Origin of the sequence: Streptomyces sp. CB01881, assembly GCF_002953255.1 — a bacterium.
Taxonomy (GTDB): Bacteria; Actinomycetota; Actinomycetes; order Streptomycetales; family Streptomycetaceae; genus Kitasatospora.
Map to the genome: position 1 here is coordinate 1,869,775 of NZ_CP026498.1, position 20,950 is coordinate 1,890,724.

Annotated in this window: 14 protein-coding genes and 1 pseudogene; 6 read left to right on the forward strand and 9 right to left on the reverse strand. The window is 75.7% G+C overall.

What is annotated here, in order from left to right; genetic code table 11:
• Positions 1-277 precede the first annotated feature (277 nt).
• On the forward strand, positions 278-1,060 hold the full coding sequence (locus C2142_RS08195; protein ID WP_148641781.1) for an IclR family transcriptional regulator: 783 nt from the start codon (positions 278-280) through the stop codon (positions 1,058-1,060).
• 226 nt (positions 1,061-1,286) lie between these two features.
• Here C2142_RS08195 and C2142_RS08200 read toward each other — a convergent pair whose 3' ends face one another.
• From C2142_RS08200 to C2142_RS08225, 6 genes are all read right to left on the reverse strand, one after another.
• A complete protein-coding gene (locus tag C2142_RS08200) occupies positions 1,287-2,075 on the reverse strand; it encodes a winged helix-turn-helix domain-containing protein (RefSeq protein ID WP_148641782.1) in 789 nt (262 codons plus the stop codon).
• Positions 2,076-2,157: 82 nt separating this feature from the next.
• The gene (locus C2142_RS08205; RefSeq protein ID WP_148641783.1) at positions 2,158-2,472 is read right to left on the reverse strand and encodes a hypothetical protein; all 315 of its coding nucleotides are present in this window, start codon (positions 2,470-2,472) and stop codon (positions 2,158-2,160) included.
• A 539-nt stretch (positions 2,473-3,011) separates the two neighbouring features.
• Positions 3,012-3,560, reverse strand: coding sequence for an ATP/GTP-binding protein (locus C2142_RS08210; protein WP_241003140.1), 549 nt, complete (start codon positions 3,558-3,560; stop codon positions 3,012-3,014).
• 67 nt (positions 3,561-3,627) lie between these two features.
• Complete coding sequence (locus C2142_RS08215; RefSeq protein WP_241003141.1) at positions 3,628-3,957, reverse strand: DUF742 domain-containing protein; 330 nt, start codon at positions 3,955-3,957, stop codon at positions 3,628-3,630.
• 146 nt (positions 3,958-4,103) lie between these two features.
• Complete coding sequence (locus C2142_RS08220) at positions 4,104-4,523, reverse strand: roadblock/LC7 domain-containing protein (RefSeq protein ID WP_148641786.1); 420 nt, start codon at positions 4,521-4,523, stop codon at positions 4,104-4,106.
• Positions 4,520-7,450 carry a nitrate- and nitrite sensing domain-containing protein gene (locus C2142_RS08225; protein WP_148641787.1) on the reverse strand — a complete coding sequence of 977 codons (2,931 nt, stop codon included), beginning with the start codon at positions 7,448-7,450 and terminating at the stop codon, positions 4,520-4,522. The genes C2142_RS08220 and C2142_RS08225 overlap by 4 nt, the downstream gene beginning before the upstream one ends.
• 525 nt (positions 7,451-7,975) lie before the next feature.
• On the opposite strand from C2142_RS08225, the gene C2142_RS08230 reads away from it, so the two are divergent.
• The 3 genes and pseudogenes from C2142_RS08230 (at position 7,976) to C2142_RS08240 (ending at position 12,747) form a co-directional block, all read left to right on the forward strand.
• The gene (locus tag C2142_RS08230) at positions 7,976-9,805 is read left to right on the forward strand and encodes an AMP-dependent synthetase/ligase (protein WP_148641788.1); all 1,830 of its coding nucleotides are present in this window, start codon (positions 7,976-7,978) and stop codon (positions 9,803-9,805) included.
• A 245-nt stretch (positions 9,806-10,050) separates the two neighbouring features.
• Positions 10,051-11,205, forward strand: a complete 1,155-nt coding sequence (locus C2142_RS08235) for a polysaccharide deacetylase family protein (RefSeq protein ID WP_277347323.1) — start codon at positions 10,051-10,053, stop codon at positions 11,203-11,205.
• 631 nt (positions 11,206-11,836) lie between these two features.
• Positions 11,837-12,747, forward strand: a pseudogene (locus C2142_RS08240) (nitroreductase/quinone reductase family protein).
• A 258-nt stretch (positions 12,748-13,005) separates the two neighbouring features.
• Here the strand turns inward: C2142_RS08240 and C2142_RS08245 are convergent.
• The 3 genes from C2142_RS08245 to C2142_RS08255 all read right to left on the reverse strand — a co-directional run bounded on the left by C2142_RS08245 (position 13,006) and on the right by C2142_RS08255 (position 16,108).
• On the reverse strand, positions 13,006-13,785 hold the full coding sequence (locus C2142_RS08245) for an SGNH/GDSL hydrolase family protein (protein ID WP_148642273.1): 780 nt from the start codon (positions 13,783-13,785) through the stop codon (positions 13,006-13,008).
• Between the two features lie 567 nt (positions 13,786-14,352).
• Positions 14,353-14,997 carry a hypothetical protein gene (locus C2142_RS08250; protein WP_194235761.1) on the reverse strand — a complete coding sequence of 215 codons (645 nt, stop codon included), beginning with the start codon at positions 14,995-14,997 and terminating at the stop codon, positions 14,353-14,355.
• Positions 14,998-15,202: 205 nt separating this feature from the next.
• Positions 15,203-16,108 (reverse strand): hypothetical protein, encoded by a 906-nt coding sequence (locus tag C2142_RS08255; protein ID WP_153882760.1) that lies wholly within the window; start codon positions 16,106-16,108, stop codon positions 15,203-15,205.
• A 602-nt stretch (positions 16,109-16,710) separates the two neighbouring features.
• Between C2142_RS08255 and C2142_RS08260 the strand changes: the two genes are divergently transcribed.
• Complete coding sequence (locus C2142_RS08260) at positions 16,711-17,880, forward strand: exonuclease SbcCD subunit D (protein ID WP_148641791.1); 1,170 nt, start codon at positions 16,711-16,713, stop codon at positions 17,878-17,880.
• Positions 17,877-20,936 (forward strand): SMC family ATPase, encoded by a 3,060-nt coding sequence (locus tag C2142_RS08265; RefSeq protein ID WP_148641792.1) that lies wholly within the window; start codon positions 17,877-17,879, stop codon positions 20,934-20,936. Before C2142_RS08260 ends, C2142_RS08265 begins: the two co-directional genes overlap by 4 nt.
• Positions 20,937-20,950 lie beyond the last annotated feature (14 nt).

The window sequence follows — 20,950 nt, forward strand, 5'->3', positions numbered from 1 at the left end:
CCATCGATGCGGCCGGCGGAGACGGGGACCGTCGGGCCGGCGGCGGGCCGGACGCGCATGCTTCCGGCGGGCGCTCCGGGCGGGGCCGTCCGGAGCGATGTGCCGAGCGTTCCACGGCGAGGGATCGCGAAGCAAGCTATTGCCACATGATGGGATCACTTGTTCATGAACGCCATTCCATTGCAACATCACCGACATCATCCCGAAGCATCAGCTGCCCTAGTCTGGAGCCGACTTCGGTGAACCGGCCGGAGCGCCGGACAGAACGAGAGGTGTCATGGCCGACGCCGTCACCGCCGTCCAGAGCCCACCGGCCGGCGCCCAGGCCGTCCAGCGAGCCCTGGGGCTGCTGCACTGCTTCCACGACAACGGCCCCGACCTGAGCGCCTCGGACCTCGCCCGCCGGATGGGACTGTCGGTCTCCACCGCGCACCGCCTCGCCCGCACCCTCGTCAGCGCCGCGTTCCTGGAGCAGGACGAGCAGACCGCCCGGTACCGGCTCGGCCCGGCCGTCGCCGAACTCGGCCAACTCAGCTTCCACCAGCGCGGACTGCACCTCGCCGCACCCGAACTCGACCTGCTCGCCAGACGCACCGGCGCCACCGCCGACCTCGCGATCCGCAGCGGTCCGCACGCGGTGATCCTGGTCGGCGCCTCGGTCCGCCCGGACACCGGGCTCGGGCTGCGCCGGCCGCTGCACTCCACGGCCCTGGGCAAGGTCCTGCTGGCCTGGCCGCGGCCCGGCGACGCGGGGGCGGCCGCGATCGGCCCGCTACAGCCGTTCACCGACCGGACGATCACCGAACCGGAGCTGCTGGCCGATGAGTTGGTGAAGGTCCGCACCGCGGGCCACGCGCTCAACGACGGCGAGTCGGCCGCCGGTGTCCGGACCGTGGCCGTCCCGGTACTGGACCGCACCGGGCAGGCCCGGTTCGCACTGGCCGTCCGCTCGACGCCGGCCCACCTCACGGACGACCGGCTGGACTGGTTCCTCGGTCACGCCAGGACCTGCGCGGGCGCACTGTCCGTCCTGCTCCTGCCACCGGACCAGCGCGCCTGAGCGGCGGCCCCGGACGGCGGCTCCGGCCCGGGCCTCGCACCGCGCCTCGCACCGCGCCTCGCACCGGGCCGACGCGCCGGACCGACGGGCCGAGCCGACGAGCCGACGAGCCGGCATCCGGGGGGCCGCCGACACATCGGTGCGGGCCGGGCGTTCACGGTGAACGCCCGGCCCGCACCGGCCGGTTCGGTTCAGCGGCGACCCGTACGGGCGGCCGCACCCGGGATCACGCCACCGGGGCGTACTTGTAGCCGACCCGACGGACCGTCACGATGCTGTCACGGTAGGCCGATCCGAGCTTGCGGCGCAGCCGCGCCACGTGCACGTCCACCGTGCGGCCGTCGCCGACGTGGCCGTAGCCCCAGACGGCGGACACCAGGTGGTCGCGGGTGTGGACCCGCTGCGGGTGCTCGGTCAGGTGGGCCAGCAGCTCGAACTCCAGGTACGTGAGGTCGAGCAGCCGCCCGTCGACGTAGGCGTTGCGGCGCTCCACGTCGACGGTGATGCCGCGGCCGGTCGGCCGCACCGGGCGGACGGCGGCCGGTCCGGCGGACGGCACCCGGGCGGCGCCGGCGGCGGCGACCGTCGAAGCCGCGGCGACGGCCGTCGGGCCGGCCGGGGCGGACCCGTTCTCGGCGGGCACCAGCACCAGGTACCCGACCATCGGATGGCCGCCCGCGCTGCCGAACTGCGCACCGAACTGCGCGCCGTACTGGGCCAGCAGTGCCTGCGGCAGCGCGCCCTGCGGAAGTGCGGCGACGACGGTGGCCCCCTCCGGTAGTGCGGCGAGCAGGGCCTGCGGCGCCGGGACGCCCGGTACGGCACCGGCCGCCGGATGCGCCGGGGCGGCCACCGGATGCGGCTGGGCGGACGGCTGCTGGGGAGCGGCGGGGTGCTGCGGACCGGCGGGGTGCTGGCCGTGCCATCGCTCGGCGGTCGAGGGGACGGAGCGGACCGCGCGCAGGTGCGGGGTCGCGGCGGGCAGGGGAAGGGTGGCGGTGGAGGAGGAGGACATGGTGCCGCTCATTTCGCGCGTGACGGACGGAGTGGAGTCGTCTTGCGCGTCGACCGGGCGTACTGCCGGGGCTGATCCGAGGTCAGCGGGCGGAGTGCCGGGACGCGCTGGGCGAGCCCGGACACGTCTGGTCGAACAGGTGCGGCTGCCGGGACGGCCAGAACGGCTTGAGGTCGAGGTGACCCCGGCCGCTGTCCGCGACGGCGTCCGTGCGCCCGTTCAACCCGGCGAACGGACCACTGCTCCGTGCTCGCCGCACCGCCTCCGTCACGCCGACGACACCGACGACCGCGCCGACGGCGCCGACGGCGACCCCGTCACCGGCGGCGGCGAGGGTGGAAACTGGGGCTGGGACAGGGTCGGGGACGGGGGTGGAGGTGGAGCAGAGGAGGTTCACTGGTGCTCTCCGCGAAGCGGGTCCGGGGCACGGCGCGGCGCCGGACGGGGAGACGTCCGATGCGGCCGGGTCGATGATGTGATGGATCGTCATGTGACGGGCGACGCAATGACCCGGCAACCATGGGGTGCGGGGCGTGCGGGGCCGGCCGGGGGATCCGTCGGAAGTGCGGGGACGGGCTGGTCCGTCACCGACAGCAGGCGCTGCTGATCAATGCGTGGTCGATGTACCGGCGGATCGTCAGCGCCGGGGTGACCGGGGCGGGGACGGGTACGGCGGCAGTGCGTCGCTGGTCGACGGTCACGGCTCTGCCTTCCCCCCTCATTGCTGTCGATCGCCTTGCGGTCGATCGCCCTGCCGTGAATCGCGTCGGCGCGACATCACGGTGACGTGCATCGCCGCCGGACGGGTCCGGACGGCCTTCGTCGACAGAGCCTTCCATGCCGCGCCGGTCAAGGCAACCTCCCGGCACCCGAACGTCCGGGATGCGGACAGCGAAATGAGACGACGGCCTCCCGGGCCCCTCGGCGGAGCCGTCGTCAGGCCCGTGCCGGGGCGCGCCGGGACCGCTCGGCGGCGTGCTCGACCAGCGTGACCAGCAGGTTCTTCCCGTCCTCGCGGCGGCGTGCGTCGCAGAGGACCACCGGGATGTCCGGGTCCAGGTCGAGCGCGTCCCGGACCTCCCCGGGTGTGAACACCTCGGTGCCGTCGAAACAGTTCACCGCCACCACGAAGGGGATGCCGCGCTGCTCGAAGAAGTCCACCGAGGGGAAGCAGTCCGCCAGCCGGCGGGTGTCGGCGATCACCACGGCGCCGAGCGAGCCGCGTGCCAGCTCGTCCCAGACGAACCAGAACCGGTCCTGGCCCGGCGTGCCGAAGAGGTAGAGCGCGAGCCCGGGCCGCAGGTCGATCCGGCCGAAGTCCATGGCCACGGTGGTGGTGCGCTTGGCCTCCACACCCGAGGTGTCGTCCACCGGGCGGCCGAGCTCGCTCAGCTCCTCCTCGGTGCGCAGCGGACGGATCTCGCTGACCGAACCGACCAGCGTGGTCTTGCCCGCGCCGAAGCCCCCCGCGACCAGGATCTTCACGGCGACGCCCGGACCTCCCCGCCACTGCGGGTCGTCGACGTTCCCCTGTTCCTCACGGGGCTGGTGGTCAGAGCGCACGGAGTCCATTGATCACGTCTCGCAACAGGCGCTCGTCCGGCAGCTCGGCGAGCGGAACGGGTCGGGTGACGCTGATCAGCTCGGCGTCGTAGAGGTCGCCGAGCAGCACCCGGACCACACTGACCGGGAGGTCGGTGTAGGAGCCGAGTTCGGCGACGGACAGCGGCTCCCGGCGGCACCAGGCCAGGATGGTCTGGTGCTCCGGGTCGAGCACGTGCGCGGGTACGGCCCCCGCGTCCGGCCCGGGCTCGGCGGCGGTGACCAGCGAGATCAGGTCGAACAGGCCGTCCTCGACCGGCCGGGTGCGGCCCCGGGTCATCGAGTAGAGCCGCACCACCGGGCCGGCGTCGTCGTCGAACCAGCGGTCGTCGACCGGGGTTCGCGGCTGGAACAGGTCGACGTCGGGCTCGTCCCCGCCCGGGTCGTCCTGTTCGCGCGTCGGCTCCTCCTCCGCCATCGGGCCGCTCATCTCCCCGGCGGGGCGGCTTCGGTACGCGGCTCGGCGGCCAGGTGCTCGCCGACCCGCTTGACCAGCAGGGCCATCTCGTAGGCGATCTGGCCGATGTCGGCCTCGGCCTCGCTCAGCACCGCCAGGCAGCTGCCGTCGCCGGCCGCGGTGATGAAGAGGAACGCCTCGTCGAGCTCCACCATGGTCTGGCGGACGCCGCCGACCTTGAAGTGGCCGCCGGCGCCCTTGGCCAGGCTGTGGAAGCCGGCCGCCACGGCGGCGAGGTGCTCGGCGTCCTCGCGGTCGAGGTTGCGGGAGGCCCCCGTGGCCAGCCCGTCACTGGAGAGGATCACCGCGTGGCGCAGGGCTGCGACGCGTCCCACCAGGTCGTCCAGGAGCCAGTTGAGGTCCCCGGATGACTGCGTCGAAGTGGTCATGAATCTGTTCCTTCCGCTGGAGCGGGTGGTGCGGGCTGTGCAGGTCGTACGGGCTGTGCAGGTGGTGCCGTTGGTGAGGGTGTTGACGACGGTGTCCGGGCCGCGCGCGGCGCCGGGGGTGCGGACGGCACGCGGCGGGCGAGCGGCGCCGAGCCGGTGGCGGGCGGGGCGGGAAGCGCCGCCGGGGCGGGTGCCGGGCTGATCGCCCGTCGGGCCGGGTCCGGGGGCAGCCAGGCGGGTACGGCGACGGGCCGGGCGGGCGGGGATACCGGCGGGGCGCCGGCGACGGCTCTGGCGCCGGCGCCGCGCCCGCGGGTGTAGCCGCGCTGGAACGAGGCGAACGTCGCCCGCGCCTCCTCCGGCGAGCGTTCCCGGGCGGCCTCGGCGGCGCCGGCCTGCCCGGTGCCCCGGGAGGCGTCCTGCGCGGCACGCTCACGCAGCTGCGGCGCGAGGCTCGCCTGACGGACCCGGCGCGGCAGCGTCCTGACACCCGCAGGGGCGGCGTCCCCCGGCACCGGGGCAGGCGCGACGGCAGACCCGGCGGTCGGGACGGCAGTCGGCCCGGCGGCAGGGACGACGGTCGGAACGGCGGCAGGCGTGACGGCAGGAGCCCCCGTCGGCCCCTCGGCAGGCGCGGCGGCCACGTCCTCGCGGCGGTGCCTGCCGCTGCCCGGGGAGTCCTCGTCGGTGGGCGTCGGCACCAGCACCGGGCCGCCCTTGGTCCGGGAGCGCCGCGGCAGCCCGCCCGGGGTCCGGGCCGGTTCGGGCGCCGACGGGCGCGGCCCGCCGCTCACCCGGTGCCGGCCGCCCTGGCCCGCCACCGCGCCACCGGTCCGGCGGTCCTCCGCCCTGGCGGCGCCCTGCCCCTCGTGCTCCTCGCTGCTCAGCGCCGGCACCGCGACCAGGTCGCGCTGCCCTCGCCGGCCGGGCACCGCACGCTGCCCGGCAGCGGCGGCCCCGGCTCCCGGAACCCCGGCAGCCGGAACACCGGCGGCGACGCCACCCGCCGAGGGCGGCTCCGCCAGCCCGTCCGGCGCCTCCGCCAGCAGCTCGCGCGGGATCAGCACCACGGCCGTCGTCCCGCCGTACGGCGAGGGCCGCAGGTGGACCCGGATGCCGTGCCGGCGGGCCAGCCGGCTGACCACGAAGAGGCCCAGCCGGTCGGTGTCGGCCAGGTCGAACTCCTGCTCCACCGCGAGGCGTTCGTTGATCTCGGCGAGCGCCTGCTCGCTCAGCCCGAGGCCGCGGTCGTCGATCTCCAGCGCGAAGCCGTGCGCCACCACCTCGCCCTGGACGGACACCTGGGTGTTGGGCGGGGAGAACACGGCCGCATTCTCGACCAGTTCGGCCACCAGGTGGGTCACGTCGGCGACCGCGCTGCCGAGCAGCCCGGTGCCGGGGAACGGCCGGACGGTCACCCGGGCGTAGTCCTCCACCTCGCCGACGGCGGCGCGGACCACGTCCACCATCCGCACCGGCTTGCGCCAGGCCCGGCCGGGCGAGCCGCCCGCCAGGATGATCAGGCCCTCGGCGTGGCGGCGCATGCGCGTGGTGAGGTGGTCGACCTTGAAGAGGTCCTCCAGCTCGGCCGGGTCCTCGGTGCGGCGCTCCATGGTGTCGAGCAGGGTCAGCTGGCGGTGCAGCAGCACCTGGCTGCGTCGGGCCAGGTTGACGAAGACCGCGGAGACGCCGCGCCGCAGCTCGGCCTGCTCGACGGCGGCCTCGACGGCGGCCCGCTGTACGGCGTTGATCGCACGCCCGACCTGGCCGACCTCGGCCGGGCCGAACTCCAGCTCCGGCGCCTCGGCCGCGACGTCCACCGCCTCGCCCTTGCGCAGGCGCAGCATCACCGAGGGCAGGCGGGTGCCGGCCAGCTCGTTGGCGGCGTTGCGCAGGCCGATCAGCTCGCGGGCCAGGCCGCGGCCGATGCGGTAGGAGATCACCACCGACAGCACGACGGCGACCAGGCCGATCACACCGGCGATGCCGCCGCGCCAGAGCATGCCGATCGCGTACGAGCGTTCGCGGTCGCCGATCGCCACGGCGAGGCGCGAGTTGATCGCGGCGAGGTCGCCCAGGGCGCGGTCGGCGGTGTCCCGCCAGGAGTCGCCGTTGATCGCCTGGACCACCCGGTCCGGCCCGCCCGCTCCGACGAAGTCCGCCTCGGCCCGGGCCAGCGCCGCCCAGGCCTCGCCGCCGCGCAGCGCGATGTAGTCGGTCTGGTCGGCCGGTTCGAGCTCGGCGATGTAGACGGTGAACAGCGCCTGCTGGTTGTGCAGGGCGTCCAGCGCCACCTGGTACTGCTCGGCGGTCGGCCGCCCGGGGGCGGTGCGCAGTCCCTCCATCGCCGCGTCCTCCTGCGCGAGGTACTCGCGGGCGCGGGCCAGCTCGATCAGGATCGTTCCCTGCCGCGGGAGTTGGCCGCTCTGGCGGGCGACGAAGGCGGACCGGAAACCGAAGGTGGGCTTGATCAGGTCGCTGTACTGGCCGAGCGCGAACTCCCAGTTGAGCGCCGAGCGGTTGATCTGCCCGCGCAGCGGGGCGAGCTGGTCGGCGGCGGCGAGGATCTGCACGTAACGGCCGCGCTGCGCGGCGTCGAGCCGGCCTCCGCCGCTGTCCTTCTTCTGCCGCAGCACGGCGAGGCCCTGGTCGGTGACGGCCTGGGCGTGCTCGAAGGCGTCCCGGGCGGCCCGCGAGGACGGGTCGGCCAGCCGCTGGACGGCGGCGCGGCGCTCGCTCTGCAGGTTGGCGGCGTGCTGGTCGACCGGCGTCCCGAACTCCTTGTACGTACTGCTGACCTCCAGCCGGCTCCAGACGTCGCCGGTGGTGGCGAGCGTCGCGTACGCCCACAGGGCGGTGAGCGCGACGATGGGCACCAGGAGCAGCGCGATGATCTTCGCGCGGATCGAGCTGCTGCGCAAACGCATGGAGTCCTCGGTCGGGAAGTGCCAGGCGCGGACGGGGAGCGGATCGAGGGGTCGGCCGGGGACGGCCGCGACGGGACGGCTGTGACAGGCGGACGGCGGGCAGGCGGACGGCGGGCAGGCGGACGGGGCGGACGGATGGTTGGCAGGCGGATCAGGCCTGGCCGGGAGGTCCCGGCCGCAGGTCTGCGAGAGCCTACTACGCCCTGACCACTCGTTCGAGGGTCGAACCCGTCCTCTGCTCCGCTTCGCCCCGACCGTGTCCGGATCATCCCCGACGTCCGGATTCGCCCTCTCCCGCGGCCGTCCCCCTCCGCCGCGGCCGCGACCCACTACGGCACTTTCCCAACGGGCCGGTGCCGATCTCGTCGCGTCACGGTCACACCCCTGGGCAGTGACAGTGCAATCCGATAGTTTCGCTCCCACCTGCCCGACCGGTCAGCGCACCGCCGATCCGGACGCCCGTACGGGCCCGGCGACGCCCGCACGGGCCCGGCAGGCAGGGGACGCAACGGGATCGGGGGCAATGTGCGCGAGTTCACCACCCCTGCGCCGGCCGGGCCACCGGCCAGTGGCGGGCTGGCCGACTCGCTCTACGACACCGCGGAACGCACGCCGGGGCTGGTCCAGCTGGCCCGCCGGGACGGCGACGACCAGGAGTGGCGGGGAGTCACCGCGGCCGCCTTCCGGGACGAGGTGCTGGCGCTCGCCAAGGGCCTGCTCACCCGGGGCGTCCGCTACGGCGACCGGGTCGCCCTGATGTCCCGCACCCGCTACGAGTGGACGCTGTTCGACTACGCGCTCTGGTCGGTCGGCGCCATCCCCGTCCCGGTCTACCCGACGGCGGCCCCCGAGCAGGTGCGCTGGATCCTGGCCGAGACCCAGGCGGTGGCCTGCCTGGTCGAGGACGAGGACCACGCCATGACGGTCGGCGCGGTCTGCGACGCGCTGCCGGACCTCACCGGGATCTGGCAGCTGGACCGCGGCTGCGTCGCCGCGATCACCGAGGACGGGCGCGGGGTGCCGGACTCGCTCGTCCACCGCCAGCGGCTCGGCGTCGCGCCGGGGAACATCGCCACCGTCGTCTACACCTCGGGCACCACCGGCCGGCCCAAGGGCTGCCTGCTCACCCACGCCAACCTCGCCGCCGCGGCCGACGCCATGCTCGACGGCTGGGGCGACGTCTTCCAGGACACCGGCGGCGCCCAGCCGTCCACCCTGCTCTTCCTCCCGCTGGCGCACGTCTACGGCCGGTTGGTGCAGGTCGCGGCGGTCCGCGGCGGCTTCCGGATCGGGCACATCCCCGAGGTCGCCACCGAGGTGCTGCTGCCCGCCCTGGCCTCCTACCGGCCGACCTTCCTGCACGTCGTCCCGTACGTCTTCGACAAGATCTTCCAGCGGGCCCGGCGGGCGGCCGAGGAGTCCGGGCGCGGCGAACTCTTCGAGCAGGCCCGGCAGGTGGCCGTCGAGTGGGCCGCCGCCCGCGAGCAGCGCGCGCTCGGCCACGGACCCGGGCCCGGCCCGAAGCTGCGGCTGCGCCACCTGGCGTACGAGCGGACCGTCTACCAGCGGCTGCGGGCGGTGCTCGGCGGCCGGGTGCGCGGCGTGATGTGCGGCGGCTCCTCGCTCGGCCGGGAGCTCGGCCTCTTCTTCACCGGCATCGGCCTCGACCTGTACGAGGGGTACGGCCTCACCGAGACCTCCGCCGCCATCACCGCCAACCCGGCGCGGCGGCAGAAGCTCGGCACGGTCGGCCGGCCCGTACCGGGCGCCACCGTGGCGATCGCCGACGACGGCGAGGTCTGGGTGCGCGGCCCCGGCGTCTTCGACGGCTACCTCAACCACCCGCAGTGCACGGCCGCGGCACTGTACGACGGCTGGCTCGGCACCGGCGACCTCGGCAGCCTGGACGAGGACGGCTACCTCACCATCACCGGCCGCAAGAAGGACCTGATCGTCACCAGCAGCGGCAAGAACCTCGCGCCGAGCTCCCTGGAGGAGCGGGTCCAGGCGCATCCGCTGGTCTCGCAGTGCCTGGTGGTCGGCGACGACCGCCCGTACGTGGCCGCGCTGATCACGCTGGACCCGGCGGCGCTCGCGCACTGGCTGAAGTCGCACGGGCGCGAGCAGCTCGACCCGTGGGCGGCCCTCGCCGACGAGGAGCTGCACGCCGAGATCCAGCGGGCGGTGGGCGCCGCCAACACCGCCGTCTCGCGCGCCGAGTCGATCCGCGCGTTCCGGCTGCTGCCACGGGAGTTCGACGTGGACCAGGGACTGCTCACGCCGTCACTGAAGCTTCGGCGCGCCGCGATCACGGAGTACTACGGGCAGGACATCGAGGAACTGTACGCACCCTGACGGTGCGTCTTGTCCGTTTTGCCGCAGGGCGGATGGCTTCTGCGGCTTTGGCGCGGGCGGTGCGCGGTTCACCCGCCGTTCCCTTGACGATCCGAGTGGTCCAGTCCATTGTTCTGCCACGGTCCGAGTGCGGCACGCCGACGGCTCCCACCCCTCGGGGAGCGCTCCACCCCGCTCCACCCGCCCTCCCCACGGGCGTGGTCCCCCACGGCCTCACGGCCCCACGCAGGAGTCCTCACGTGTCCATGTCCTCCCGCCCGTCCGCGTTCTCGCGGCGGTCCTCACGCCTGTCCGCGCTGGCCGCCTGCGCGTCGCTCGCCGTCTGTGGCCTCGCCGCCCCGGCGTCCGCCGAGCCGGCCGCGGCCCCCGCCGGCGCCGCTGCCAACCTGGCGACCAACCCCGGGTTCGAGATCCCCGCCTCCTCGCTGGCCGACTGGGGCAGCGTCCCCGGCTGGCGCTGCACCGGCGGCCCGGCCGAGGCCGCCGTCACCACCTCGGCCCCGCACTCCGGCGGCTCCGCCCTCGCCGTCACCCCGGCCGGCGACGACTCCAACGGCGAGTGCGCCCAGACCGTCTCCGTCCAGCCCAACACCACGTACACCGCCTCGGCCTGGGTCCGCGGCAAGTTCGTCCACCTGGGCGCCACGGGCACCGGACGCGACGTCGCCCCCGCCTGGACGGAGACCACCAACGGCGGCTGGCAGCAGCTGACCACCCGTTTCACCACCGGCCCCGACGCGCGCACCGTGCGGCTCTACGTCCACGGCTGGTACCAGCAGGGCCCGTTCGCCGTCGACGACGTCCGGATGGACGGCCCGGCCCCGGCCCCCGCGACCGGCTCCGGCTCGGTGCCGACCACCGACAGGGTGGTCTTCTTCACCGTGGACGACGGCTGGCAGCGCACCCCCGAGGCAGAGCGGTTCATCACCGACCACAAGCTGCCGATCACCGCCTTCCCGCTGCCGATGCCGGCCGCCACCGACCCCGACTTCTTCCGGCGCGTCACGGCCGTCCCCGGCTCCTCCGTGCAGGACCACAGCGTCTCCCACACCGACCTGACCAAGCTCTCGCCCGCCGAGCAGCAGGTCGAGATCTGCGACGCCCGGGACTCGCTCACCCGCCTCTTCGGCACCGCCCCGACCGTCTTCCGGCCGCCGTACTTCGCGTGGAACGCCGACACCCTCCAGGCGGCGGCCAACTGCGGCATGCGCACCGTCCTGACGGCGGACGCCGACTTCAGCTGGGGCGCCTCCAACATCTGGCACGAGGGCACCCTGTCGCCCGGTGACGTCGTCCTGATGCACTGGACCGACACCCTCGCCACCGACCTCCAGCGCGCCCTCGCCGCCGCCGACGCGGCCGGCCTCAAGCCCGCCGGCCTGACCTCCTACCTGCACTGACCGGCGCGGGGCCGCTCCGCCGATCCCGGGGGCACCGGCAGGGCGGCCCCGGGTCTACCCCGGGCCTGCTCCGGGACTGTTCCGGGACTGCTTCGGGCGCCGGGCCCACGGCCGGCGGCGGCGGGTCGACGGCCGGCAGCGGCGGGTTACGGTCGGACGCCGAAGACCCGGTGCAGCCACCCGTCGAGCCGCCTGCCGAAGGCCGCGGCCGAGGCCGACCGCGCGCCACCGGCCGATCCGCGCGGCCAACTCCCCGGCCGCCAGGTCGAGATCGACAATGCGTTCCATGCCGGAATCGTCCACCACCCACCACCCACCACCCACCACCCGCCGGGCATCGGGTTTCGCGACGCCGGCCCCCAGCCCGGCGATCTTGCTCGTTGACAGACGGCCGGGCGGATGGCTCTCATGTGAGGCGTGCAGCGCGGCGTCGGCCAAAGAGAACTGGGCCGGCCGACAGCCGGGCGGGCACCTTTCACAGAGGGACGATGCGCGATGAGTTCTCACTCCGCCCCCTGACCTGACGTCAACGGCTGCGGCGGTGCCCGCCCACGGACGCCCTTTCGCTGTGCCCGTACGCAGGTGCCCCGCCGTCGCCTTCACTCCCCTTGTTCGGAGATCCCACAGGCGTATGCCCATGTCTTTCCATCAAGCGATCATCGAGGAATTCCGTGCCAAGGCCGGAAGGGTCGGCGGCCCCTTCGAAGGCGGCGACCTGCTCCTGCTGACCACCGCCGGCGCCCGGTCCGGGCAGGAGCACGCCGTGCCGCTCGGATACGTGCGGGCGGACGGGCTGCCGCTGGTCGTCGCCTCGGCGGTCGGCGCTCCGGAGCACCCGCAGTGGTACCGCAATCTGCTCGCCCGGCCGGTGGTGCGGATCGAGCTCGGGTCGGAGGTGTTCGAGGCGGTCGCGGTGCCGGTCGAGGGCGCCCGGCGGGACCGGCTGTTCGAGGCGGTGGTGCGCGTCGCGCCGGGGTACGGCGACTACCAGGCGCACACCGCGCGGGTACTGCCGGCGGTGGCGCTGGAGCGGCCCGAGACGCCGCCGCGCGAGGTGGCCACCCTGGCGGACAAGCTGCTGGAGGTCCACACCTGGCTTCGCGCCCAACTGCGGCACGTCCGAGCCGGGACGGAGGCGCACTTCGCGGCCGGACCCGCGGGCGACGGCCGGCCACCGGGCCTCGGGCTGCAGATCCGCCAGCACTGCCTTGCGCTCTGCAGGGACTGACCCACCATCACAACGGCGAGGACGCGGCGATCTTCCCCGCGCTGGAACGCAGCCATCCACAGCTCCGGGAGACGCTCGTGCGACTGGGCGAGGAGCACCGCCCGGTCGGCCGGATCAAGGACGAGCTGGTGGGGCTGCCGGCCGGGATCGGGGTGGCCGAGCCGGAGCGCTTCCGGGCCGAACTGACGCGGCTGCCGGCCGAGCTGGAGGCGCACCTGGACCACGAGGAACGGGAGCTGCTGCCGGTGCTCGCCGGCATCCCGTTCCCGTCGGGTCGCCGAGGGACCGGGGGCGCCGAGGGGCCGAGCCCCTGATGGGGTGGGGCGCCGAGGCACCGAGGCGCCGACCCCGTGGTGCTCCGTGGCCGCCGGCCCCCACCCGGAGGACGGGTGGGGGCCGGCGGCCAGCCCGAAGCCGGCGGGCCCTCCCGGAACGGGCGGGCCTTCCCGGAACGGGCGGGCCTTCCCGGAACCGGCGGGCCTTCCCGGAACGGGCGGACGCCACCGGAACCGCGCAGCCTCACCAGGTCCGGCGGGCGCCACCGAACCGGTGGACGCCCGGCCCGGGTTCGGCTACGCCTGGGCCGAGAAGACCGGCAGGTAGCCGCCCGAGTGGCCGGCCGCCTTCGGGTGGTAGCTCTCGTCGACGGGCAGGGTGGTGCTGTTCAGCCAGGTGGTGCTGGAACCGCAGATCTCGTGCTCGGTGAAGATGCTCCGGACGTCACCGAAGGCGAAGCCCGCGTTGGCGGCACGCTTGGCGATGACGCCGTCCAGGACGTCCGCCGCACTGTTGATGGCGGAGCGCTTGGTGTCGCCGATGCCGAAGATGCAGCTGCCGCCGATCTTGTAGAGGTGGGGGTAACCCAGCACGACCACGCGGGCGTTGGGGGCCTTGGCGTGGATGGCCGCGTAGACCTGGTCGAGCTGGCCGGGCAGGGTGTTGTTGGCGTAGTTCTTCGCGGTGGCGACGGCGTTGAGGCAGGCGCTCTCGGTGTCCAGCACGCAGGTCTGCATGGTGCTGGCGAAGCCCGCGTCGTTGCCGCCGATGCTGATGCTGACCAGCGTGGTGCCGGAGTTCAGCACCGAGAGCTGGTTGTTGAGGACGTCACCGGTTCTGGCGCCGGAACAGGCGACGAAGGAGAAGGACGACGGCGCGTGCGCGTTCTTCCAGAGGTAGGGGTAGGCGTTGGTGCTCCGCTTGCAGCTTCCGCTTTCGCTCGTGTAGCTGCCGGCACCGACACCGGAGGCGTAGGAGTCCCCCAGGGCGGCGTAGTTGACACCGGCCGCATGGGCGGACGAGGCGGTGAAGAGGGTGGTGAGGGCGAGGAGTGCCGCAAAGGCGGCGACTGACATGGAGCGGGTGGGGCGCAGCATGACACCTCCAGAGAGTGACGTGAGTCACAGAATTTGATACCAGGCAGTAGGTATCCCGGGAAGTGGTCATGCCAAGGCAATTGACGGTCGGTCGGACGGACACAGGGTGAACTGCGCTACGGCCAAAGGAAAGTGCACTGGCCGGGCGCCCTGGACAAGGCCTGCGGCACCCCGCCGCAACTCACTCGTCCGGAGGAGCGCGCGGCAGCGCGGTGGAGGTTTCCCGGACACGCCGGTGGCGGTCCCGGGTGCCCCGGTCGGATCCACGAGGACGCCGGCCGGGCCCACGGTGGTCCGCCAGGCCGGACCCACGGTTGCGCCGACCGGGCCCACCGGGGTCCGCCGGCCGGGCTCAAGGGTGCGCCGGCGTGGACGCCTCCCGCCCCGGTCCCTGACCGTCCATCAGGCGCGCCGTCGCCCCCGGTGTCGGCGCGCGACCTCCGGTGGGCGGCACGGCGCCCGCCGGGCCCGCGTGGCGGCGAGGCCGTCCGCCCGGAGCTCGACGTGGTGGAGCAGCCCGCCGGGGTGTGCCTCCGCGGCTCCCGGTCACTCCCCGCCGGGGTGAGCGGCGGCGCCGGCGCCGCGGACCGCCCCGGGGAAGACCTCGCAGCCCTCCACCGGGAGCTCCTCGATCGCCTCGTTGGCGGCTGCGGGCACGCCGAGCCACCGGACGCCGGCCGACACCGCCGCCCGGGCCTGCCGCAGGCCGGGCGCGCCCCAGCCGAGCAGCTCGACCGCGAGGCCGGGCGCGACCAGCAGCCTCCGGTAGTGCCGGCCCGACGCCGGGTCGGGCGCGCTCGGACCGACGGCCCGCAGCGCCGCGGCCATCCGGACCCGCGCGCACTCGTGCCCGCCGTTGGCCGAGCCGACCCGGTCGTAGAGGTAGCCGAGGTAGTACGGCGTGCCGATCAACGCCTGGGCCTCCTCGGCCGCCTCCCGGGCCAGGGCGGAGCCCGGCTCGCCGTCGTCCTCGGGCTCCAGTGAGCCGCCCGGGAGCGAGACGATGCCGTCCTTGGGGTTGACCAGGGTCAGCACCCGGCCGTCGGGGGCGAACAGCCAGCCCCACGACTGCTTCACCGGCAGTCCGTCGGGCACCTGCTCCCCGGGCCGCCACGGCCAGCCCGCGCTGGGACGCCGTCGCACCTTGCCGAGCAGCTCGGCGATCTCCGCGCTGTACTCGATCCGGCTCATGCGTCCCCCTTTCGGTGTCGGGCTCGCCGGACCGGCGGTGCGCGGGGAGGACCTGCGGTGCGCGGTTCAGGGCGGAGCGGCCGGAACGACGGCGTGGGGCACCGCCGGCTCCTGCTGTTGATCTTCCCCGAAATCTTCCCCGAACAGGCGGTCGATGAACAGTCCCCAGCGCCGCTTGGTGGACACGGAGGTCTTAAGTCCCTGGTCACCCCAAGGGCTCACCGCCGTCCTCGCGCACCCCGCCGGGGCCGGCTCCGTCACCCGGCCCCGCACCCGGCGGCACGGGCCCCGGCCGCCACGGGCCCGGCAGTGCGAAGCCCGGCAGCGGCACGGCGCCCGGCGGGAACGGCAGGCCCCGGCCGACGTCGTCGGCGAGCGAGTCGAACACCTCCTGGGCGGACATCGGCCGCATCCGGCCGCCCTCCAGGGCCCAGCCCCGCACCTCCTGCCCGCCCGGCGCCGCCGGATCGCCGTGCAGCAGCAGCGCGCCCGCGCCGCCGGCGGCCACGCCCGCCGCCAGGGTGACGCAGAGCGCCTCGGTGTCCCGGCCGGCGTCGAGGAGGCGGCCGTCCCGGACCCGGACGTCCGCGGCGGCGGTGAGCTCCTCACCGTCCTCCGGCCCGTGGCACCACAGGGTCAGCAGGTGACGCCCCTCCCCGGCCCCCTCCGCCACCGCCAGGTAGACCGAGGTGACGTACGTCATGACCGCGACCATCCGGGGCTGCCCGGCCGGGCCCTCGCCGAGGGCGTCCAGCAGCGCGGTGCAGGCGATGGTGATCCGCACCCTGGCCCGGTGGTCGTCGGCCAGCGCCGGAAGCAGCCCGGCCAGCCGCTCCCCCGCGTAGACGAAGGGCTCGCCGGCCAGCTCCGGGTCGGCCGCGTACGCGACGCGGGCGGCCGCGCCACCGGGGTCGAAGCCGAGGGCCTCGCAGTAGTCCTCGTAGTCGGCGGGGTCGAGCACCCGCAGGTGCACCTCCACCCCCTGTCCGCACAGGGCTCTGAGCTGGGACTCCGTCCGACGCAGGTACTCCCGGAAGGCCAGGCCGCCGAACAGGCCGTGGCGGGCCAGGCCGGCGAAGTCGGCCTGGCGGACGGCCAGCGCGACCGCCACCGGCAGCGGCGGCGGAGCCCCGCGCGACCGGCCCCGCTGCCCCGCCCGGCCACCGGGCCCACCCGGACCTCCGGTGCCGCAGGGGCCACCCGGACCGCCCGGGCCCGCTCCGCCCGCACCTCGCGCGCCGCCGCCCGGCGGCCGGGCGCCGCCCCTCCCGGCGGCCCTCCCGCCCGACGGCGGACCACCCGGCGGGCCGCCCGTGCGACCGCCCCCGGCCGGCCCGCCCGGCCCCGGCCGTCGCCCGGACACCCGACCGGACGACCCCGGCCGGGGTCGTCCGCCCCCTCCCGTACTCGCACCCGCTGCACCTGCACCCGCACCCGCCCACGCACGGACGCGCACCCGACGCACCCGGCGCACCAGGGGCCCGGCAAGGCCGAAGAACTGGGACTGCACGGACATGGTTCCTCCCACGAGCTCGCACCGGTCGCTCCGGAGTGGCGCCGGCGATCGGGACCATACACAGCGTCACTGACAATGCACCGGGAGCGACGGCCCGACGGCGGCGGGCGCCCCGCCCGGCGGCAGCCCCCTCCGCGGGACACCCGGGTCCCCTGTTCCGGCCGCGTTGTCAGTGCCGGGCGTTAGGGTCGGGGACCATGCGACTGCTGCATACCTCCGACTGGCATCTCGGGCGCTCCTTCCACCGGGAGAGCCTCCACGACGCCCAACGCGCCTTCCTGGACCACCTCGTCGCCGTGGTCCGGGCCGAGCGCGTCGACGCCGTGCTGGTCGCCGGCGACGTGTACGACCGGGCACTGCCGGGCCTGGAGGCGGTCGCCCTGTTCGACGACGTGCTGCACCGGCTGGCCGGCCTGGGCGTGCCCACGGTGTTCATCAGCGGCAACCACGACTCGGCCCGCCGGCTGGGCGTGGGGGCCGGCCTGATCGGCGAGGCCGGCGTCCACCTGCGGACCGACCCGGGCAAGTGCGCGGTGCCCGTCCTGCTGGCCGACGAGCACGGGCCGGTCGCCGTCTACGGGCTGCCCTACCTGGAGCCGACGCTGGTCCGCGGGCAGTTCGGGCTGGAGCGCGGCGGCCACGCGGCGGTGCTCGGCGCGGCGATGGACGCCGTCCGGGCCGACCTCGCGGCCCGCCCCGCGGGCACCCGCGCGGTGGTGCTGGCACACGCCTTCGTCACCGGTGGCGCGCCCAGCGACAGCGAGCGGGACATCGCGGTCGGCGGCGTCGCCTCGGTGCCCGCGTCCGTCTTCGACGGCGTGCACTACGCCGCCCTCGGCCACCTGCACGGCTGCCAGACGCTCGCCCCGCACCTGCGCTACAGCGGCTCGCCGCTCGCCTACTCCTTCTCCGAGGCCCGGCAGCGCAAGACCATGTGGCTGGTCGACCTGGCGGCGGACGGCTCGGTGGCCGCCGAGCGGGTCGACTGCCCGCAGCCGCGCCCGCTGGCCTGCCTGCGCGGCCGGCTCGACGAGCTGCTCACCGACGAGCGGTACACCGAGCACGAGCAGTCCTGGGTGCAGGCGACGCTGACCGATCCGGGCCGCCCCGGCGAGCCGATGGAGCAGCTGCGCCGGCGCTTCCCGCACACCCTCCAGCTGCTGTTCGACCCCGAGGAGAGCGAGGCCGCCCCCGCCCGCTCGTACGCGGCGCGGGTGAGCGGGCGGGCCGACCTGGAGATCGCCGAGGGCTTCCTGCGGCACGTCCGCCCCGGCGCCGAGCCGGACCAGGACGAGCTCGGCTGGCTCCGCGAGGGATTCGAGACCGTCCGGCAGACCGGCGACCGGAAGGCGGAACTGCCCCGATGAGGCTGCACAAACTCACCGTCACCGCCTTCGGCCCGTTCGCCGGCACCGAGACGGTGGACTTCGACGCGCTCGCCTCCGGCGGCCTCTTCCTGCTGCGCGGGGCCACGGGCGCGGGCAAGAGCAGCGTGCTGGACGCCGTCTGCTACGCCCTCTACGGCGAGGTGCCCGGCACCCGCCGGGTCAACCGGCTGCGCAGCGACCACGCCGACCCGCGCCGGCTGACCGAGGTCCGGCTGGAGCTGACGCTCGGCGGGCGCAGGCTCCAGATCACCCGCCTCCCGGAGCAGCCGCGGCCGAAGAAGGTCGGCAAGGGGACGACCGTCGAGCGGGCCCAGACCCTGCTGCGCGAGTGGTCCGCGGACGGCTCCGACGGCGGTGACGGCGCCCCCGGCTGGCGGGCCGTCAGCAAGTCCCACCAGGAGGCCGGGGAGGAGATCCACCGGCTGGTCGGGATGAGCCGGGACCAGTTCTGCCAGGTGGTGCTGCTGCCGCAGGGCGACTTCGCCCGCTTCCTCAGGGCCGACTCGGAGGAGCGCGGCAAGCTGCTCCGGCGGCTGTTCGACACCGAGCGGTTCCAGCACGTCGAGGCCTGGCTGGCCGAGCAGCGGCGGGCCCAGGAGGCCGCCGTCCTGGCCGGGCGCCGGCGCCTGCGCGACCTGTGCAGCAAGGCCGAACAGGCCGCCGGCCCGCAGTCCGAGCCGGCCGCGGCCTGGGTGCCCGGCGAGGACGAGCCGGCCCACGCCGCCGCCGGCCTCACCGCGGACGTGCTCGGCTGGGCCGCCATCCTGCGCAACGGCGCCGCCGAGCAGCTGGCCGTCGCCGACGCCGCGCTCGACGGTGCCGAGGCCGGCCACCGCGCGGCGCAGCGCGCCCGGGCCGACGCCGAGGAGCTGGCCGGCCGGCAGCAGCGCCACCAGGCGGCGGCGCAGGAGGCGGCCCGCCTCACCGCGGCCGGTCCGGAGGTCGAGCGCGACCGCCGCCGGCTGGCCGACGCCCAGGCCGCCGTCGGGGTGGAGTCGGTGCTGCACCTGCGCCGGACCGCCGTCGAGGCCTACCGGGCGGCCGTCAAGGAGGAGCACCGCCGCCGGGAGGCGCTGGCCGGTGCGCCCGGCGGCGAGGGCGCCGCGCTGGCCCGCGCCGGCGCCGAGGAGCTCGCCGCCGCCGAGCAACGGCTGCGGGCCGAGGTCGTCCGGCTGGAGGCGGCCCAGGCCGACGAGCTCCGGTGCGCCGCGCTCGGCCGGGAGCAGGCGTCGCTGGACGCGGACCGGTGCAGGGCCGAGGAGCTCGCCGAGGAGGCGGCCGACTGGCTGGTCGAGTTCGACGGGCGGCTCGCCGCGCTGCAGGAGGCGCAGGCCGCCGCCCGGGCCGCGGGCACCCGGGTCGAGCAGCTGGACGCCAGGCACGGCGAGGTGACGCAGCGACTGGCCGCGGCCCGCCGCCGGGACGCGCTGCGCGAGGAGATCAGGGCCGCCGAGCCGCTCGCACTCGCCCGGCGTGCCGAGGCCCTGGACGCCCGCGAGCACAGCCAGGACGTGCGCGAGCGCCGGCTCACCGGCATGGCCGCCGAGCTGGCGGAGCAGCTGCGGGCCGGCGAGGCCTGCCGGGTCTGCGGTTCATCCGAGCACCCGGAGCCGGCCCGGCCGTCCGGCGGGCAGGTCGGCGCGGCGGACGAGGACCGGGCCCGGGCCGCCCAGGCCGTGGCCGAGCAGGCGGCCGACGCCGCCGAGCGGGAGCTGGCCGGCCTGCAGGTGCGCGAGGCGTCCGCCGCGGGGGCGGCCGGGCCGGAGAGTGCCGGGGCCATCGCCGAGGCGCTCGCCGAGGTGGAGCGGGAGCGCCGCGAGGCGCTGCGGGCGGCGGAGGGGCTGGGACCGGTCACCCGCCAGATCGAGCGGCTGGCGGACGACCAGAACCGCCGGCTCGCCGAGCTGCGCGACGCCGGCGAGCGCACGGCCGCGCTGACGGCCCGGGCCGAGGCGCTCGGCACCGAGCAGGAGGAGCTGGGCCGCCGGGTCGAGGCGGCCCGGGGCGACGCGCCCTCGGTGGCCGGCCGGGCCTCGGCGCTGGCCCGCCTCACCGAGGCCGTGGCGGCTTCCGCGGAGGCGGCGCGGGCCGCCCGGGCGGCGGCCGAGCGGCTGGAGGAGGCCTCCGGAGAGCTGGCGCGGGCCGCCGAGGCGGCCGGGTTCCCGGGCGTGGAGGAGGCCGCGGCCGTCCTGCTGCCACGGGAGCGGCGCGAGCAGCTGGAGGCCCGGCTGGCGCGGTACCAGGCGGAGCTGGCCGCGGTGCAGCAGCAGCTGACGGAGCCGGAGCTGGCCGCGGCTGCGGCCTGTCCGCCGGCGGACGTGCCCGGCGCGCAGTCCCGCCTCCAGGCCGCCGTCGACCGGCTGCGCCGGGCGCACGCCGCGCAGGAGGCGGCCCGCGAGCGACGCGAGGCGCTCGCGGCGATCGGCCGGGAGCTGACCGGGCTGGCCGCCTCGCTGGCGCCGGCCCTGGACAGGTTCGGCCGGATCAACCGGCTCGCCACCCTCGCCGCCGGCACCTCGGCGGAGAACCGGCTCCGGATGCGCCTGGAGTCGTACGTCCTGGCGGCCCGGCTGGAGCAGGTGGCGGCGGCCGCCAGCGACCGCCTGGTGCGGATGTCGGGCGGCCGGTACACACTCGTCCACAGCGACGACCGGGGCGCCGGCACCAAGCGCTCGGGCCTGGCGCTGCGCGTGGTGGACGCCTGGACCGGCACCGAGCGGGACACCGCGACGCTCTCCGGCGGCGAGAGCTTCTTCGCCTCGCTGGCCCTCGCCCTCGGCCTGGCCGACGTGGTCACGGACGAGGCGGGCGGCATGCCGCTGGACACGCTCTTCATCGACGAGGGCTTCGGCACGCTGGACGAACAGGCACTGGAGGAGGTCATGGACGTCCTCGACGGCCTCCGCGAGCGGGACCGCGCGGTCGGCATCGTCAGCCACGTCGCCGACCTGAAGTCCCGGATCCCGGCCCAGCTGCTGGTCCGCAAGGGCCGACACGGCTCGACCCTCAGCCTGGCGGGCCGGGAGAACGCGTAGCGCGGGCCGGGCGC

What these genes read in the sequence shown, in the direction of transcription:
- C2142_RS08195 (WP_148641781.1), top strand. Translation starts at nt 278, where the DNA reads ATGGCCGACGCCGTCACCGCCGTCCAGAGCCCACCGGCCGGCGCCCAG.
- C2142_RS08200 (WP_148641782.1), bottom strand. Translation starts at nt 2,075, where the DNA reads ATGTCCTCCTCCTCCACCGCCACCCTTCCCCTGCCCGCCGCGACCCCG.
- C2142_RS08215 (WP_241003141.1), bottom strand. Translation starts at nt 3,957, where the DNA reads ATGACCCGGGGCCGCACCCGGCCGGTCGAGGACGGCCTGTTCGACCTG.
- C2142_RS08220 (WP_148641786.1), bottom strand. Translation starts at nt 4,523, where the DNA reads ATGACCACTTCGACGCAGTCATCCGGGGACCTCAACTGGCTCCTGGAC.
- C2142_RS08225 (WP_148641787.1), bottom strand. Translation starts at nt 7,450, where the DNA reads ATGCGTTTGCGCAGCAGCTCGATCCGCGCGAAGATCATCGCGCTGCTC.
- C2142_RS08235 (WP_277347323.1), top strand. Translation starts at nt 10,051, where the DNA reads ATGTCCTCCCGCCCGTCCGCGTTCTCGCGGCGGTCCTCACGCCTGTCC.
- C2142_RS08245 (WP_148642273.1), bottom strand. Translation starts at nt 13,785, where the DNA reads ATGTCAGTCGCCGCCTTTGCGGCACTCCTCGCCCTCACCACCCTCTTC.
- C2142_RS08250 (WP_194235761.1), bottom strand. Translation starts at nt 14,997, where the DNA reads ATGAGCCGGATCGAGTACAGCGCGGAGATCGCCGAGCTGCTCGGCAAG.
- C2142_RS08260 (WP_148641791.1), top strand. Translation starts at nt 16,711, where the DNA reads ATGCGACTGCTGCATACCTCCGACTGGCATCTCGGGCGCTCCTTCCAC.
- C2142_RS08265 (WP_148641792.1), top strand. Translation starts at nt 17,877, where the DNA reads ATGAGGCTGCACAAACTCACCGTCACCGCCTTCGGCCCGTTCGCCGGC.